Annotated in this window: 15 protein-coding genes; 6 read left to right on the top strand and 9 right to left on the bottom strand. The window is 70.9% G+C overall.

Features of this window, described 5'->3' with window-relative positions:
* Positions 1–137: 137 nt before the first annotated feature.
* The 6 genes from PINTE_RS05685 to PINTE_RS05710 all read right to left on the bottom strand — a co-directional run bounded on the left by PINTE_RS05685 (position 138) and on the right by PINTE_RS05710 (position 6,912).
* The gene (locus PINTE_RS05685; protein WP_068427375.1) at positions 138–986 is read right to left on the bottom strand and encodes a GNAT family N-acetyltransferase; all 849 of its coding nucleotides are present in this window, start codon (positions 984–986) and stop codon (positions 138–140) included.
* A 150-nt stretch (positions 987–1,136) separates the two neighbouring features.
* Entirely contained in the window at positions 1,137–1,451 is a 315-nt protein-coding gene (locus PINTE_RS05690; protein WP_068427377.1) for a Rieske (2Fe-2S) protein, read from the bottom strand.
* The gene (gene nirB, locus PINTE_RS05695) at positions 1,448–4,000 is read right to left on the bottom strand and encodes a nitrite reductase large subunit NirB (RefSeq protein ID WP_068427379.1); all 2,553 of its coding nucleotides are present in this window, start codon (positions 3,998–4,000) and stop codon (positions 1,448–1,450) included. Before nirB ends, PINTE_RS05690 begins: the two co-directional genes overlap by 4 nt.
* The gene (locus PINTE_RS05700; protein ID WP_068427381.1) at positions 4,000–4,347 is read right to left on the bottom strand and encodes a molybdopterin oxidoreductase; all 348 of its coding nucleotides are present in this window, start codon (positions 4,345–4,347) and stop codon (positions 4,000–4,002) included. The genes nirB and PINTE_RS05700 overlap by 1 nt, the downstream gene beginning before the upstream one ends.
* Before the next feature lie 139 nt (positions 4,348–4,486).
* Positions 4,487–5,656 carry a flavodoxin-dependent (E)-4-hydroxy-3-methylbut-2-enyl-diphosphate synthase gene (ispG, locus tag PINTE_RS05705; RefSeq protein ID WP_068427383.1) on the bottom strand — a complete coding sequence of 390 codons (1,170 nt, stop codon included), beginning with the start codon at positions 5,654–5,656 and terminating at the stop codon, positions 4,487–4,489.
* Between the two features lie 134 nt (positions 5,657–5,790).
* Positions 5,791–6,912, bottom strand: a complete 1,122-nt coding sequence (locus tag PINTE_RS05710; RefSeq protein WP_068427384.1) for an FAD-dependent monooxygenase — start codon at positions 6,910–6,912, stop codon at positions 5,791–5,793.
* A gap of 190 nt (positions 6,913–7,102) precedes the next feature.
* Between PINTE_RS05710 and PINTE_RS05715 the strand changes: the two genes are divergently transcribed.
* Positions 7,103–8,086 (top strand): intradiol ring-cleavage dioxygenase, encoded by a 984-nt coding sequence (locus PINTE_RS05715; RefSeq protein ID WP_068427385.1) that lies wholly within the window; start codon positions 7,103–7,105, stop codon positions 8,084–8,086.
* Between the two features lie 297 nt (positions 8,087–8,383).
* On the top strand, positions 8,384–10,303 hold the full coding sequence (locus PINTE_RS05720) for an HNH endonuclease signature motif containing protein (protein ID WP_068427389.1): 1,920 nt from the start codon (positions 8,384–8,386) through the stop codon (positions 10,301–10,303).
* Positions 10,304–10,335: 32 nt separating this feature from the next.
* On the opposite strand, the gene PINTE_RS05725 is transcribed toward PINTE_RS05720, so the two are convergent.
* Together PINTE_RS05725 and dxr are read right to left on the bottom strand one after the other, a co-directional pair.
* Positions 10,336–11,700, bottom strand: coding sequence for a M50 family metallopeptidase (locus tag PINTE_RS05725; protein WP_068427391.1), 1,365 nt, complete (start codon positions 11,698–11,700; stop codon positions 10,336–10,338).
* A gap of 161 nt (positions 11,701–11,861) precedes the next feature.
* Positions 11,862–13,067: a 1-deoxy-D-xylulose-5-phosphate reductoisomerase gene (dxr, locus tag PINTE_RS05730; protein ID WP_068427392.1), complete on the bottom strand. Its 1,206-nt coding sequence runs from the start codon at positions 13,065–13,067 to the stop codon at positions 11,862–11,864.
* 121 nt (positions 13,068–13,188) lie between these two features.
* Here dxr and PINTE_RS05735 point away from each other — a divergent pair, with 121 nt between their 5' ends.
* The 4 genes from PINTE_RS05735 to PINTE_RS05750 all read left to right on the top strand — a co-directional run bounded on the left by PINTE_RS05735 (position 13,189) and on the right by PINTE_RS05750 (position 15,693).
* A complete protein-coding gene (locus tag PINTE_RS05735; RefSeq protein WP_068427394.1) occupies positions 13,189–14,313 on the top strand; it encodes an L-talarate/galactarate dehydratase in 1,125 nt (374 codons plus the stop codon).
* Between the two features lie 17 nt (positions 14,314–14,330).
* A complete protein-coding gene (locus PINTE_RS05740; RefSeq protein ID WP_068427396.1) occupies positions 14,331–15,020 on the top strand; it encodes a FadR/GntR family transcriptional regulator in 690 nt (229 codons plus the stop codon).
* A gap of 135 nt (positions 15,021–15,155) precedes the next feature.
* A complete protein-coding gene (locus PINTE_RS05745; RefSeq protein WP_068427399.1) occupies positions 15,156–15,386 on the top strand; it encodes a hypothetical protein in 231 nt (76 codons plus the stop codon).
* The gene (locus tag PINTE_RS05750) at positions 15,376–15,693 is read left to right on the top strand and encodes a type II toxin-antitoxin system PemK/MazF family toxin (RefSeq protein ID WP_068427405.1); all 318 of its coding nucleotides are present in this window, start codon (positions 15,376–15,378) and stop codon (positions 15,691–15,693) included. Before PINTE_RS05745 ends, PINTE_RS05750 begins: the two co-directional genes overlap by 11 nt.
* Before the next feature lie 1,075 nt (positions 15,694–16,768).
* Here the strand turns inward: PINTE_RS05750 and PINTE_RS23845 are convergent.
* Positions 16,769–17,000, bottom strand: a 232-nt coding sequence (locus PINTE_RS23845; RefSeq protein ID WP_217996510.1) for a hypothetical protein, incomplete at its 5' end; no start/stop codon positions are given.

Raw genomic sequence — 17,000 nt, forward strand, 5'->3', positions numbered from 1 at the left:
GTATCGGCCCCCACCCACCCCGGCCGAAGGCTATACGCACCACCCCGGCCGAAGGCTGCCCTTTCGGCCGGGGGCTAGGGCTGTAGCCGGAGCCCTCGACCGAAAGGGCAGCCTTCGGCCGAGTGGGGGGCGAGCGCTCAGAGCAGGATCGTGGAGAACGTGGCGCGCTGGGTGAAGCCGACGCGGCGGTAGGTGGCCAGCGCCTGCACGTTGTAGGAGTTGACGTAGAGGCTGACGACCGGCGCGAAGTGCTCCCGGGCGTACGCGACGACCGCCGCCATCGCGGGCGCCGCCAGGCCCCGGCCGCGCTGCCGCGGGTCGATCCACACGCCCTGCACCTGACACGCGCCGAGCGCCACCGACCCGATCTCCGCCTTGAACAGCACCTCGCCGTTCTCGATGATCCGCAGGCAGTGGCCGCGCTCGATGATCGCGCGGTTGGTGTTCCAGTAGGCGGCCCGGCTCGGCCGGTCGGCGTACGGCGCGTACCCGATCTCCTCGGTGAACATCGCCGCGGCGGCCGGCACGATGAGTTCGAGTTCGTCGATGCTCGCCGGCGCCACCCGCTCGTCGATCGGCGCGCCGAGCCCGTCGCGCGGCCCGATCGCCAGCAACGGCTGGTCGTGTCGCAGGTCCAGCGGGTCGTGCCACCAGTCGGCCAATTCTGTCCACAGCACCTCGACCTGCGCGTCCATGCCGAAGATCGAGGAGAACTGCGACTGCTGCCGCCGGAGCCGGGCCGCGAACGCCCCCGCGGCCGCCGCGTGGCACTCCACCGGCACGAGGTTGGCCGCCTGCCAGCACAGCGCCTCCGGCTCCCCGCGCGGACAGTACGCCAGCAACGGCCCCCGCGAGCGACGCAGGTCGATCTCGGCCAGCCGCGCGGCCACGTACACGTACGCGATCGGGTCGCGGGCGCACAGCTCCTGCGCCAGCCCCCGCTCGTGCGGACGCAGCGCTCTGACCTCCCGACTCGCCCGCAGCATGCGCCTAGTGTGCCTGGGCGCGCGCCGCTTTGCCGCATCGGAGCCGGGGTGCATCGGAACCCGCGCCGAAGCCCGCGCCGGAGCTCGTGTCGGAGCTCGTGCCGGAGCCCGTGCCGCACCGACGCCGGAGCCCGAGCCGCCACACCGGCCTCAGCCGGTCGCGACGAACACCCGGCCGTCGTCGTCGACGCGCACCGGATAGGAGCGCGTGTCGGGGGCGCCGGTCGCACAGTGACCCGTCTCCAGCTCGAACGCGTTCTGGTGCAGCGGGCACACGACGACCCGCCCGTCGAGCTGCCCGTCGGCCAGCGGTCCGCCGCGGTGCGGGCACACGGCGTCGAGCGCCACGACCCGCCCGTCGCGCAACCGGAACAGCGCCACCTGCCGCCCGCCGACGTCGAACGCCCGGCCCTCCCCGACCGCCAGGTCGGTCAGCGCCGCCACCGCCACCTCGGTCGTCGTCACGGCGTCTCACCACCCCGGTCGGGCACCTGCGGCAGCACGGTCAGCGGCAGCGACGTGCGGAACTGCCCGGGCGTCACCGGCGCCGCGCGTTCGGCCCACGGGTCGACGTAGGCGTCCACCGACTCCTGGAGACGGGCGTCGAGCCCGGCCGCGAGCCCCTGGGAGTCGTCGACGACGATCGCGCGCAGCTCCTCGATGCCGACCCGCGGCACGAACGCGTAGGTGCGCTCCAGCCACGTCGCGTTCTCGCGGTAGTACTGGATGAACCGGCCCGACAGCCGCGTCACGGCCTCGGGGTCGTCGACGGTGGCGAGCAGGTCGCCCTTGCGGATGTGCGCGCCCGCGGCCCCGCCGACGTAGATCTCCCAGCGGCCGCCCTCGACGGCGACGACCCCGACGTCCTTGCACAGCGATTCGGCGCAGTTACGCGGGCATCCCGAGACGGCCAGCTTGATCTTCGCCGGCGACTCCAGCCCCTGGAAGCGCGACTCCAGGGCGATACCGAGGTTCGTCGAATCGCCCGTGCCGAACCGGCAGAACTCCTGCCCCACACACGTCTTGACGGTGCGAAAGCTCTTGCCGTAGGCGAAGCCGCTGGGCATGTCGAGGTCGGCCCACATCGCCGGCAGGTCTTCCTTGCGCACGCCGAGCAGGTCGATGCGCTGCCCGCCGGTGCACTTGACCATCGGCACGCGGTACTTGTCCGCCACGTCGGCGATGCGCCGCAGCTGGTCGGGGCTCGTCACCCCGCCCTTCATCTGCGGCACGACCGAGAACGTGCCGTCCTTCTGGATGTTGCCGTGCACCCGGTCGTTGATGAACCGAGCGTCGCGCTCGTCGACGTAGTCGGCGCCCCACATCATCCGCAGCAGCGAGGCCAGCCCCATCTTCGACTTCGCGTCTTCGGCGCCCTGCGGCGCGAGCGCCGCGAACACCGCGGAGACCGACCGCAGCCGCTGCTCCCGGATCGCCGCCATGAGCTCCGGCTTGGCCAACGGCACCCCCGGCACGTACCAGCTCGCCGACTCGTCGACGTCGGCCGCGCCCCCGCACGCCCAGTCGACGATCTCGCCGACCATCTCCTTGCACGAGCCGCAGCCCTTGCCGGCGCGGGTGGCGTCCATGACCGCCCCGAGACTGCGGCAGCCGCCGCGCACGGAGGCGACGATCTCGCCCTTGCTCACCCCGTTGCAGTTGCACACCTGGGCGTCGTCGGCGAGCTCGGCCACCCCGGCCTCCTCGCTCGGACCGCCGAGGTCGAACAGCAACTCCACACGATCCTGTGGCAGCGGCAAGCCCTTATCAAAGGCTTGTGTGAGGAATCCGACCTTGCGGGTGTCGCCGAGCACGGTCGCGCCGATGACCTTGTCCTCACGCACGATGACCGACTTGTACACGCCGCGCCGCGGCTCGGAGAACACGACCTGCTCGTCGTCGTCGCGCTCCGGCGCGTTCAGACCCATCGCCGTGACGTCGACGCCGGCGACCTTGAGCTTCGTCGCCGTGCGGGTGCCGTGGTAGGCCGCCTCGGGGTCGGCGCCGGTGAGGTGGTCGGCGAGCACGCCCGCCTGCTCCCACAGCGGCGCGACGAGCCCGTACACCTCGCCGCGGTGCTGCACGCACTCCCCCACGGCGTAGATGTCGGGGTCGTCCAGCGAGCGCATCCGGTCGTCGACGAGGATCGCGCGCTCGACGTCGAGGCCGCTGCTCTGCGCGAGCGTGACCTCGGGGCGGATGCCCGTGGCGACGACGATCATGTCGCACGGCACGTTTTCCTTGTCCCGCAAGCGAACTCCCGTCACCGGCCCGTCGTCCCCGTCGTGGAGCACGCCGGTCGTGCGAGCCCCCGTGAGCACGTGGATGCCCAGGCCGCGGATCTTGCGGGCGAGGATCGCGCCGCCCTCCGGCGAGAGCTGGGCGTTCATCAGGTGGTCCGAACTGTGCACGAGCACCACCTCGAGACCGTGGTGCTTGAGCCCGTGGGCGGCCTCGAGGCCGAGCAGACCGCCTCCGATGACGACGGCGCGGTTGTGCTCACCGGTCATGCGCGCGGCCCGGGCGAGCATGCCGCGGGTGTCGTCGATGGTGCGGAACGCGTACACCCCGTCGCGCAGGGCGCCGTCGTCGGTGCGCATACCGGGCACGTCGGGGATGAACGCCCGGGAGCCGGTGGCGACGATCAGCGTGTCGTACGGCGTGATCGAGCCGTCGGAGCCGATGACCGCCTTGGCGAACCGGTCGATACGGGTGATCGCGACCCCGGCGTGCAGCGTGACGCCGTGCTCCTCATACCAGTCGAGGGCGTTGAGGTAGATGTCGTCGTCGGTCTGCTCCCCGGCGAGCACGTGGGAGAGCATGATCCGGTTGTAGTTGCCGTACGGCTCCTCGCCGAAGATCGTCACCGCGAACTTCTCCGCGCCGCCGCGCGCGAGGATCTCCTCGACCGCCCGGGCCCCGGCCATGCCGTTGCCGATGACGACGAGCCGGCTGCGGGAGTCGGGGTGGTCGGTCGCGCCGGGCGTGGCCACCGGCTCCAGGGTCGCCGTCATCAGACCTCCACCATCCCCAGGTCGACGACGACCTGCCCGTCGACGCCCGCAGGGGCCGCCACGTGCAGGGCGATCTCGCTGCCGCCGATGATGTCCTCGACGACCCGCAGCGGCACGTGCGTGTCGGCGCGCGCGCCGATCGGGAACAGCCGCATGACGGCCCCGTCGCGCACGAGGCTGACGACGATGACGTCGTCGCTGGTGTTGCCGCCGCGGAAGTACAGCGCCTGGTTGACGACGCCGTCGGGCACCCGGTGCGTCAGGGATTCGTCGATGAGTTCCGGTGTGCTCAGGCCCTGCCCGGAAAAACTGAAGATGCCTTGGAGGAAGACGTTCTTCGACAACATGGAGCGCAACCTTCCGGCGAGATGAACTGGCTACGCCTGCATGCTCGCCGGGGCAGATTGCACGGTCGTGTGGCTCGTATTACGGGCGCCCGCGCTCGCGCCGCCGTGTGTCAACGACTCGTGTCGAAACCCTCACGGCTCAGCCGACGGTGACGCTCGGGGCGCCCGCGGCCTCCTCGTCGACGGGCTCCCCCATCTCCTCGGCGATGCGCATGGCCTCCTCGATGAGGGTCTCGACGATGTCGGCCTCGGGCACGGTCTTGATGACCTCGCCCTTGACGAAGATCTGCCCCTTGCCGTTGCCGGAGGCGACCCCGAGGTCGGCCTCGCGGGCCTCCCCGGGGCCGTTGACGACGCAGCCCATGACCGCGACCCGCAGCGGCACCGTCATGCCCTCGAGCCCGGCGGTCACCTGGTCGGCGAGCGTGTAGACGTCGACCTGCGCGCGACCGCACGACGGACACGAGACGATCTCGAGCTTGCGGGGCTTGAGGCCGAGGCTCTGCAGGATCTGGTTGCCGACCTTGACCTCCTCCACGGGCGGCGCCGACAGCGAGACCCGGATCGTGTCGCCGATGCCCTCGGACAGCAGCGCGCCGAACGCGACGGAGGACTTGATCGTGCCCTGGAACGCCGGTCCCGCCTCGGTGACCCCGAGGTGCAGCGGCCAGTCGCCGCGCTGGGCGAGCTGCTCGTAGGCCTTGATCATGACGACCGGGTCGTTGTGCTTGACGCTGATCTTGAAGTCGTGAAAGTCGTGCTCCTCGAACAGGCTCGCCTCCCACACGGCCGACTCCACGAGCGCCTCGGCCGTCGGCTTGCCGTACTTCTCGTAGAGCCGCTTGTCGAGGGAGCCGGCGTTGACGCCGATGCGGATGCTCACCCCGGCGTCCTTGGCGGCCCGCGCGATCTGCTTGACCTGGTCGTCGAACTTGCGGATGTTGCCGGGGTTCACGCGCACCGCGGCGCAGCCGGCGTCGATCGCCGCGTAGACGTACTTGGGCTGGAAGTGGATGTCGGCGATGACCGGGATCTGGCTCTTCTTCGCGATCGCCGGGAGCGCGTCGGCGTCGTCCTGGCTCGGGCAGGCGACTCGCACGATGTCGCACCCGGAGGCGGTCAGCTCGGCGATCTGCTGCAACGTCGCGTTGATGTCCGTCGTCGGGGTCGTCGTCATCGACTGCACGGAGATCGGGGCGTCGCCGCCGACGTCGACGCTGCCGACCTTGATCTTGCGGGAGACCCGGCGGGGAGTCAGCTGGTTGATCGACGGCGGCGGGGCCGACGGCATGCCGAGGGAAACGCTCATGCCCGCCAGTATCCCCCAGCGCCCTGACCGTCTCCTGGGCACCTGGGCGCATCCGGGCACCTACGCGTTCCTGGGCACTCTTGCGCACCCGGCCCGGTGCGCCCGGTCCCAACCCGCCGGCCGGGCGCGGGTCGTCACACCCGCCGGGTGAATCGCACGGCGCGGTGCCGGCGCCGGATGGCCCGCCGGGTCATCGGCAGCAGCCGCTTGGTGGCCTTCTCCACCCCGCGCAGGTGGTGCTCGACCTCGGGCCGGTGGGCGCGCTCGTAATACCCGAGCGCCTGCGCGAGGTCGCCGGGGCGGTCGAGCCGGCTCAGCGCGTCGACGAGGCGGCCCGCGCCGGTCATCGCGACGGAGCCGGAGTCGCCGAGCAGCGTGAGCCCGCACGCGGCGTCGCCGAGCAGCACGACCCGGCCGCGCGACCACGACGCCATCTCGACCCGCCCGATCGAGTCGAGGTAGGCGTCCGGCGAGCGGCGCACGGCCTCGAGGATGTCGGTGCCGTGCCACGGCCGCATCCGGCGCCCGATGCGCTTCTCCAGGATCGCCATTCGCTCCTCGCGCGAGGGCTGGTGCGCGGGGTCGTCGGCGACGTCGGGCTCCTCCTCGCGCACGATGACCGCCCCCACCGGGTGGCCGCCCGCGGGGTGGATGATCGTCGTCGCGCCCGGCGTGTGCGACGTGCGCACGACCCGCGGCGAGACGACGAGGTCAGGGTCGATCGGCACCGCGCCGATCATGATCCCCGACGGGGTCACGTACGCCGTCTCCCGGCCGAAGCCGAGCCGGCGCACCTGGGAGTGCTGGCCGTCCGCGCCGACGACGAGGTCGTAGCGTTCCGGGCGCCCGCGCTCGAAACCGACCTCGATGCCGTCCGGCAGTTCCGTGAGCGTGCGCGGCCCGTCTCCGGACACGACCTGCGCGACCCGATGCACCTGTTCCAGCAGCAGCCGGTTGAGCTCCGCGCGGCCGATCTCCACGTCGTCGCCGCTGGTGCGCAGCCGCGCCGTGGCCCGCACCGTGCCGCGGGGGTCGACGAACTCGGCGCGGTCGACGCCGGTCTCCGCCTCGCGCAGCAGCCCCGCGATGCCCAGCCGCTCGGCGATCGGCAGCGCCCCGCCGCGCACGTGCACCGGGCTGCCTCCCTCGCGCACGGCCGGGTCGTGCTCGACGAGCGTGACGCGATGGTCGGCCCACCCCAGCAGCGCGGCGGCGGTGCAGCCGGCGATACCGGCTCCGACGACGAGGATCTCCATGCAGGCATCGTGCCGTGCGCAGCCCCGCGCGTCGCGACAACTCCCACGACCCGGCCGACACCCGCTCGAATTGCCCGGCTTCATATGCCATTCACAGGTGGCGGAGAACTGGCCGGGTGCCGTTGGACCACACACTGATCGGACCGATAGTCGAATCGGCCACCGCGATCGGCCGAGAACAGGAGCCTTCATGTCCGACCGCAGTTCCGGCCCCGCCCCCAGTTACGAGGGCCGGCCGCTGCCCCGCCCCGCCGAGGACCTCTTCGACCAGGGCCTGTCGTTCGACCTCGCGACGATGAGCCGGCGCCAGATGCTCGGCGGGCTCGGACTCGGCGTGGGCGCCTTCGCGCTCGCGGCGTGTGGGGGCTCCTCCGACGGCGGCGCGAGCGCCACCTCGACCACGAGCTGCTCGACCGCGGCGAGCGGCGAGGAGGAGATCCCCGACGAGACGGCCGGCCCCTACCCCGGAGACGGTTCCAACGGCCCCAACGTGCTCACCGAGTCGGGCGTCGTGCGCAACGACATCCGCTCCAGCTTCGGCACCGCCTCCGGCACGGCGGAGGGAATCCCGATGACGCTCACCCTGAAGATCACCAACCTCGCGCAGGACGCGGCGCCTTATACCGGCGCGGCCGTCTATGTGTGGCATTGCAACCGCGACGGCGAGTACTCCCTGTACTCCCAAGGCATCACCGACCAGAACTACCTGCGCGGCGTACAGGTCGTCGGCTCCGACGGCACGGTGACATTCACGAGCATCTTCCCGGCCTGCTACTCGGGCCGCTGGCCGCACATCCACTTCGAGGTCTACCCCGACCAGAATTCGATCTCGAGCGCCGACAACGCGATCGCGACCTCGCAGATCGCGCTTCCCCAGGACGTGTGCGAGACCGTCTACGCCACGAGCGGCTACGAGGCCTCGGTGAACAACCTCTCGCAGCTGAGCCTGGCCACCGACAACGTCTTCGGCAACGACTCCGCGGCCCTGCAGCTGGCCACCGTCACCGGCGACACCACCTCCGGCTACCAGGTGTCGCTCACCGCGAACGTCGACCCGAACACCCAGCCGACCGGCGGCGACGCTCCCGCCGCACCCGGAGGCGGCGACGGGACTCCGCCGGGTGCCCCGCCGTCCGGCGCCATTCCCACGAGTTCGCGACCGAGCTCGGCGTAATTGTCTCGCCTGCGTAGTACATGGAAACGGCCTGTGTCATTCTTTGGGACGACACAGGCCGTTTCTTTCGACATTTCCGGTGCGATGCTCTGATTTATCCACAGGCTCAGGTTGCGACGCGTTGATGGCGGGCGTCGCGCGGTCATTCAGACGGTCCTGCGCGGCGGGTCCCGACAGCATCACCGCAGTTCAGCCCACGGCGAAAACCTCCCAAACCCTGGCCTTTATTGGCCCGTCGATATAGACTGAGGTCCTGCGGATAAATCGTCACAAGGCTGCGTGAAAGGGGGCTCGACAATGTCCGGCATCGATTCCGAGAACGTGCCGTCGGACGGCCCGGAGTTTTCCGCGCAGGTTCCTGCGCAGCTCCCCACGCAATTCCTCGCGCAGTGCATCATGGAGTCGGTCAACGCCGCCCGGGGTGGCGACGGCACCGGCCTCCTCGAGAGCGCCCGGCTCGCCGTGGTCGGCACGGAGCCCGGCCCCGCCGGGTTTCCCTTGCTGCGACTCGAGCTGCTGCCGGGCCACTCCCGGCCCGGCGACTCCCTTCCCGGCCACTCCCTGCCCCGCGACCCCCTGCCCGGCCACTCCCTGCCCGGCCACTCCCTGCCCGGCCACTCCCTGCCCCGCGACCCCCTGCCCGGTGACCCCCTGCTCGGCGGCTGGGAGCGGCTGCGCGAGATCGAGGAGATCAGCACCTCGCTGGAGCTGGAGCGCGCCGCGATCATGGAGCGGCTGGCCCGGGCGCAGGCCGCCGACGACCTCGCCGCGCAGAACGAGCGGGTCGACCGAGGAGAGCTGCCCGAGCGCCACCGCAAGCCGGCGGCGCAGCTCCTCGACGAGGCGCGCGTCTGCGTCGTCGACACCGCCGTCGCCACCCTGGGCGGGTCGCGCGGCCCCTGGTCCGGCCGCATCGCGCTCGGGCTGGCTCCGGAGTCGGTCGCCGCCCCGGTGCGCGCGGCCATCGCGCAGCGGGCGATGACGTTCGACCAGGGCGCGGCGTTGATTCGGGATCTCGACGATCCCGAGGTCACCCCCGACGCCGGGCAGAAGGTGTGCGACGCGGTCGTGGCCTACGCCACCGCGAAGGCCGCCGCGACCGGCGCCCCGGTGGGGCAAGGGCTGTTTCACGCCAAGAAGCGGCGGGAGCTGGTCAAGCACGTGGGTGCCCCCGCACGCCGGGCCCGGGCGCTGCGCACCCGCACCGCCTGGGTTCTCCCGCGCGACGACGGCTCCGCCGATTTCGGGGTCAGCGGCGCCGACGTGCGCTGCCTCGCCGCCTATGGGCGCGTCGACGCGATCGCCCGGGCGGTCCGCGCCGGCGGCGACCCGCGCACCCTCAACCAGCTGCGCTCCGACGTGGCGCTCGACCTGCTGCTGTTCGGGCAGCCCGGCGCCGACGCGCCGACTGCCGTCGACCACCCCGCCGAGTCCGGCTGGCCCGCCGCGGTCGTCCAGGTCGTCGTATCGGCCGCCTCGGTGCTGGGGCTCAACGACGAGCCGGGCGTCGTCGACGGCCAGCCGGTCGCCGCCGACACCGTGCGTGACCTCGCGCACGCGGCCGGGTCGACGTGGCAGCGCATCGTCACCGACCCGCTCACCGGGTACGCGATGGCGCAGGTCAGCGACTCCTACCAGCCGCCGCCGCGCATGGCCGCGGCGGTCACCATGCGCGACGGGATCTGCCGCGCCCCCGGCTGCAACCGCCCGGCGATCCACGTCGACCTCGACCACGTCGTCGAGCGACGCGACGGCGGGCACACCTCCGGCGACCAACTCCAGGGGCTGTGCCGCCTGCACCACTCGAAGAAGACGAGGCGGCACTGGGCCGCGCGCATGACCACCGACGGCGTCGTCGAATGGCGGCTCCCCGACGGGCGCACCTACACGACCTACCCGATGGACTACCGAGAACTCGGCCTCCACCCCGACGAGGGGGTCGACAGACCCGGCGCACCCGTCCCCGACGCCCACAACTCCGCCGAGTACCGCACCGACGGGCCGGACGACCCGGACGAGACGAGGCCCGACATCGTCGGGATCAGCGTCGCCGACCTCGAGGCCATCGACCACGCCGCGTTCGTGTACCCCCGCGAGATCAACCGCCTCCGCGAGGCCCTCGCCGTCGAACGGGCCGCCAACGAGCAGGCCCGCGCCGCCGGCCACGTCGATGGGCGCGGCTACGGCCGCGTCGACGCCGGCGACCCGCCGTTCTGAGGCGGCCCGCGACAGTCGCGGCGGGCGCGGCGCTACAACCGGATCGGCTTGACGATGTCGGCGTAGATGAGCAGCACCGACATCGACAGCAGCACGAGCGTCACGCCGTACGTCAGCGGCAGGGCCTTGGCGACGTCGACATAACCGGGGTCGGGGCGGCGGAACACCCGTGCGAAACCGCGCTTGACCGCCTCCCACAGGGCCCCGGCGACGTGGCCGCCGTCCAGCGGCAGCAGCGGGATGAGGTTGAACACGAACAGCGCGATGTTCAGGCTGGCCAGCAGCGACCACAGCGTGATGAGCCGGTCGCGCAGCGGCAGCGCGGCGCCCGTGTCGGGGTCGGTCCACACCTGGCCCGACGACACCTCCCCGGCCACGCGGCCCACGCCGACGACGCTGATCGGGCCGTTCTGATCGCGCTCGGCCGTGCCGAACGCCGCGTACCAGACGTCGACGAGCCGCTGCGGCAGCGTGAGCACGATCCGCCCCGTCTGCACGACCGCGTCGGTGATGACCCCCGGCAGCTGCGCCAGCGAGTGGTCGCGCCCGACCGGCGGCAGCGGCGCCGCGCTCACCCCGATGAAGCCGGCCGTCGTCGTGACGACCTGCCCGTTCTCCCGCACCGGCTGCCCCGTGCCCGGGTCGATCTGCGGCACCGTGTTGGCGATCGGCGTCACCGTCAGCGTCAGCTGCTGCCCGCCGCGGTCCACGACGATCGGGATCGCCTCCCCCGCGTGCGGCCGCACGAGCTCGGCGATGTCACCCGGCTCCGTCACCGGCTGCTCCGCGATCGAGACGAACCGGTCGTTCGGCTGCAGGCCCGCGGCCGCCGCCGGAGACGGGGTGTCGGAGGCGGTGCACGGGCTGTTCGCCGCGCTCGCCGACCCGTCGACCGGGCGCACGCACTGCGAGATCGACCCGACCCGGGCGCCCGGCTGCTCGATCGGCAGGCCGTTGGCCATGATGAGGCCGCCCATGATGAGCGTGGCGAGGAACAGGTTCATCACCGGCCCGCCGAGCATGACGACGATCTTCTTCGGCGTGCTCAGCCGGTAGAAGACGCGGTGCTCCTCACCGGGCTTGACCTCGGCGAGCGAGTCGTTGCGGGCGTCCTCGATCATCGCGGCCCAGCGGCCCGACTTGGCCTTGGCCTTCAGGCCCGTCTCGGCCTTCGGGGGGAACATCCCGAGCATGCGCACGTAGCCGCCCAGCGGCACCGCCTTGATGCCGTATTCGGTGTCGCCGCGCGTGCGTGACCACAGCGTCGGCCCGAAACCGATCATGTACTGGCTGCATTTGACGCCGAACTTCTTCGCCGGCACGAGGTGCCCGATCTCGTGCAGGGCGATGGAGATTCCGACGCCGAGCACCATGAACAGCACACCGAGCAGATACATCACGCCTCCCGCGCCTCCTCATCGGGCCGACACCCACCCGCCTCCAGTCTGACCCGGGCCGGGCCGAACCGCCCACAGCCCCGCCTCCGGCGAGTGCCACAGCGCTCTCAACGCCGCGACCGGCGGATTCGTTCTCGCCCTGTGTGCCACGGGCTGAGCACTCAGCCGCGCCGCGCGATGACCTCCTGCGCTCGGGCGCGGGCCCAGGTCTCAGCGGCGAGCACGTCGTCGACCGCGTGCACCGGCCGCGCCGCCTCCGGGGTGGCGCACCAGTCGTCGACGACGCCCTCGACGACGTCGACGATGTCGAGAAACGTCAGGTGCCCGTCGTGGAACGCCTCGACGCACTCCTCGTTCGCGGCGTTGTACACCGCCGGCTGTGTGCCGCCCGCCCGGCCGACCCGGTAGGCCAGCGGCACCGCCCGGAACGCGGACTCGTCGAGCGGGAAGAACTCCCACGTGGCCGCCTTCGTCCAGTCGCAGGCGGGCGCGGCGTCGGGCACCCTGTCGGGCCAGCCCAGGCCGAGGCCGATCGGGATGAGCATCGACGGCGGGCTCGCCTGCGCCAGCGTCGAGCCGTCGGTGAACTCGACCATCGAGTGCACGACCGACTGCGGGTGCACGACGACCGCGATGTCGTCGAAGGCGACGTCGAAGAGCAGGTGCGCCTCGATGACCTCCAGCCCCTTGTTGACCAGCGTCGCCGAATTCGTCGTGACGACCCGGCCCATGTCCCACGTCGGGTGCGCCAGCGCCTGCTGCGGGGTGACGTGGCGCAGTTCCTCGCGCGAACGCCCCCGGAACGGGCCGCCGCTCGCGGTGAGCACGAGCCGGCGCACCTCCTCGCGCCGCCCGCCGCGTAAGCACTGGGCGATCGCCGAGTGCTCGGAGTCGACCGGCACCAGTTGACCGGGCGCGGCGGCCCGCGTGACGAGGTCGCCGCCGACGATGAGCGACTCCTTGTTCGCCAGCGCCAGCGTGCTGCCCGCCCCCAGGGCCGCCAGCGTCGGGCGCAGACCGATGGAGCCGGTGATGCCGTTGAGCACGACGTCGCAGGCCAGGCCCGCGATCGCGGTCGAGGCGTCCGGCCCCGCGGTGATCGTCGGCGCCGAACCGGGCCGGCCCGCCTCCCGGGAGACGGTCGCGATCGCCTCCTCCAGGCGCGCCGCCGCCGCCTCGTCGGCCACCCCGACGTGCGGAACCTCGAAACGCACCGCCTGCCGGGCGAGCAGTTCGACGTTCGAGCCGCCCGCGGCGAGCCCGACGACCCGGAAGCGGTCGGGATTGCGGGCGGCGATGTCCAGGCCCTGGGTGCCGATGGAGCCGGTCGAGCCGAGGATCACGATGTCGCGGGTCACGCCCGACATTCTCACCCAGCCCGGCCCGGCGTCGGTCCGCGCGGCCCATCCGCCCGTTCTCGTTCCCTGACGATCCGATTAGTCATATGATGAGTTATCCACTGATACTACGACTCGAAGGTGAGTCCCCGTGGCCGACTCCATCCGCCACATCAACCTCAGCCACGTCGTCCTCCCCCTGAAGACCGCGATCTCCGACGCGAAGGTCTTCACCGGCCGGCAGAAGCCGATGACCGAGGTGCACTTCCTCTTCGCGGAGATCACGACCGCCGACGGCCTCGAGGGCGTCGGCTTCTCCTACTCCAAGCGCGCCGGCGGCCCCGCCCAATTCGCGCACGCCAAGCAGGTGGCCGACAACCTCATCGGCGAGAACCCCTCCGACATCGGCAAGCTGTTCGTCAAGCTCGAATGGGCCGGCGCCTCCGTCGGACGCTCCGGCGTGGCGATCCAGGCCCTGGCCGCCATCGACGTCGCCCTGTGGGACCTCAAGAGCAAGCGCGCCGGCCTGCCGCTGAGCAAGCTCATCGGCTCGCACCGCGACTCCGTGCGCACCTACAACACCTCCGGCGGCTTCCTCAACGCCCCGCTCGACGAGGTCATCGAGAACGCGAGCCGGTCGCGCGAGGCGGGCATCGGCGGCATCAAGATCAAGGTCGGCCACCCGGACCGGAACGTCGACATGACCCGCTTGACGGCGATGCGCGAGCACCTCGGCGACGACTTCCCGCTCATGGTCGACGCCAACCAGCAATGGGACCGCCCGACCGCGATGCGGATGTGCCGCGCGATGGAGCCATTCAACCTCATCTGGATCGAGGAGCCGCTCGACGCCTACGACTACGAGGGCCACGCCGACCTCGCCCGGGTCATCGACACCCCGATCGCGACCGGCGAGATGCTCGCCTCGGTCGCCGAGCACCTCAAGCTCATCGACACCAAGTCGTGCGATGTCATCCAGCCCGACTGCCCGCGCGTCGGCGGCATCACTGAGTTCCTGCGGCTGACGACGATCGCCGCGCAGGCCGGGCTGCAGCTCGCGCCGCACTTCGCGATGGAGATCCACTGCCACCTCGCGGCGACCTACCCGATCGAGCCCTGGGTCGAGCACTTCGACTGGCTCGACCCGCTGTTCAACGAGCGCATGCAGATCGCCGACGGCCGCATGATCGTCTCCGACCGTCCGGGCCTGGGCGTCACGATCTCCGATCAGTTGCGCGCGTGGACCGTCGACACCTTCGAGGTCGGGGCCCGGTGAGCGCGTAGGTTGCGCTCATGAGCCTCGACCGGGACGATCCCCGCGGACTCGCGCACGCCCTGGCCGGCGTGCTCAAGGCGCGCATCCTCGACGCCACCCTCGCGCCCGGCGACCGGGTGCCCACGGAGACCGAGCTGGAGGCCGAGTTCGGCGTGTCCCGCACGGTCGTGCGGGAGGCGGTGACGCGGCTGCGCGCGGCGGGGCTCATCGAGACCTTCCAAGGCCGGGGCTCGTTCGTGCTGTCGGCGCCGGAGCCGGCCGCGCCCGCGGACGGGTTCGCGATCCGCGACCGCGGCGACCTCGCGCACGTCATGGAGCTGCGCATCGGGATCGAGGGCGAGGCGGCGGCCCTGGCCGCCGCCCGCCGCTCCCCCGACCAGCTCCGCTCCCTCACCCGGGCGCTCGACGCCTTCACCCGCGCGAGCCCGCAGGAGACCGTCGAGGCCGACTTCGCGTTCCACGCCGCGGTCGCCACCGCCTCCGGCAACCCGTATCTCGGGCAGGTGCTCTCGATGCTCGGCGCCCGCTCGATCCTGCTGCACCGCACCCTCGTGGCTGAAGGCCACGATCTCACCGACGCCGAGCACCACCGCCAGCTCGTCTATGAACACTCCGCGGTCCGCGACGCCATCGCCCGCAGCGACCCCGACGGCGCCCGCGCCGCCATGCGCTCGCACCTGCTGCGGTCCCGTTCGACGCTGCGCTGACAATGCGGCGTCACCTTCAACCCGGCCGAAAGCATGGCTCTCGGCCGGGGTGAATCGGTCAGATCAGGTGGGCGGGGGCGCAGACATGCCCGACGTGCGAGCTCCCACCGTGCGATCTGTATTACACTACGTCGTATGCCCACGCTGACTATTCGCACTGATCCCGACGTCGAACGCGCACTAACCGCGCTCACCAGCGAAGGCTCGTCGCGGTCGGACGTCGCACGCAAGGCCATCCTCGACGCGGAGCGCAACCAACGCCGTGCTCGCCTGAGGGCGGAGGCCGAGGCGCTGCGCAACGATCCGGCGGATGTCGCCGCATCCAAGGAGCTGGCAGCGCAGATGGACGCCATCCGTGCGCGGTGACGTCTACCGACTTCGTGCCCCCAAGGACGCACGAGGCCACGAACAGTCGGGAGCTCGTTTCGCGGTCGTCGTGCAGTCCGACGACCTCCCCCTGTCGACCTGGCTCGTCGCACCCACGTCCACGGGGCGCCGCGAGGCGTCCTTCCGACCCGAGATCGACATCGACGGCACCACGACTCGCGTCATGGTCGAGCAGCTCACCGTGATCGACCCCGAGGTCAGACTCGGGGAGTTCGCCGGACGGCTCAACTCCGCAGAGCTGCACGCCGTCGATACGGCACTCCTAGCCGTCCTGGGCCTGGACTGACTCGACGATCACCTCACATCGGCCGCGCAGTTGGTGATCGAGCGCGAGATCCGACTCACCGACAATGTTGGCGCCGATGAGGCCGATGACGCTGCCCAGGCGGTCGGGATAACGTACCCGACACGCTGCTCAGCCGCGCTGCCACGGACCACAGCCGGGGTTTACCGTTCGGGCCCCGCAGGATCTTCTGGGCCACCCGCCAGGGTCGACCTGGGAGGCGATCCCGAGCAGGGAATGCCCGATCTGCTCCCCATGGGCCCACGTCAACAGGTACTGCCCCGGGGGTTGTATGCGCAGATAGACAACAAAACTAACGAATTCAAGACGAACGCAGTCACTCGAAAATTTGTAGCGCCGTACTGTGAAATATTCGCCAGCGCCCAACACAGATGGACGGTCGAAAGGACGACGAAACACCACATAACGCGTCGGACCACCACGGACATTTGCACACTACCCCGTTACCGCGAATCCGGCGCTGCCGGCCGGTATGACCGTCCTCACACCTGATGCCCAAGCCGACCAGCGTGCCCGACGCTCCGCCGGCAGCAAGGTCAGCAGAAACGGACGCCGAAAAGCCGACTCCCGCGTCACGAACCCGAAACCGAGGAGACCCCCGAGAAGTGGCAGGAATCGGGTTCAAACACCGTCGGCTTCTACTCTGATTCGTGCCAAATCTGCAGCTATGGGCGGGATTAAGTCGAGGCGCTGACGTGGTAGGAAACGTTGGCGACCACACAAGGGCCCCGAAGTGTCTGGCCATTGGCTTTACTCACCCCTCCCTCTGCGCCGAGCGATCTCTCTACCTATGACCGAAAGCGTTGCGAGAAAGGTTGTCAGTGGCACACCCCAATTGGCCTCGCCAGAGATGGAAGCCGCGACGAGCCAGACCGTCATGGCAACTCCGATACATATCAGCACCCAGTTCCAAATCATTATCAGCCGAAAGTCCTGTCTCGCCAACGTCGGTATTCAGGGCCACAATCCTTGCTTATCATGTAGCCACCGAAGGACAAGCTTGCCACCCACACGGCGCCGTACCAACCGGTGATAACTGCGGGAGTTGAGCCCAGGACTAGCCCTGCTTCACCCGCCACGTGCCATCAGCGTTCTTGGTCAACGTCGCGTTCAACCCCGACGGCGCGGTCCACGACGACCCCGACCCCGTGAACGTCGCACGGAACCCCGACGGGCCCCGGAACACCACACTCGACGCGCCCACCTCCAGGCCCACATCATGACCACTGGCCATCGACCACCCCGGACCGAACGCCCCCGACCGCCCCGACAAGCCGTTGAACCTGGCT

This window comes from Piscicoccus intestinalis NBRC 104926 (assembly GCF_001515525.1).
In the GTDB taxonomy this organism is placed as follows: domain Bacteria; phylum Actinomycetota; class Actinomycetes; order Actinomycetales; family Dermatophilaceae; genus Kineosphaera; species Kineosphaera intestinalis.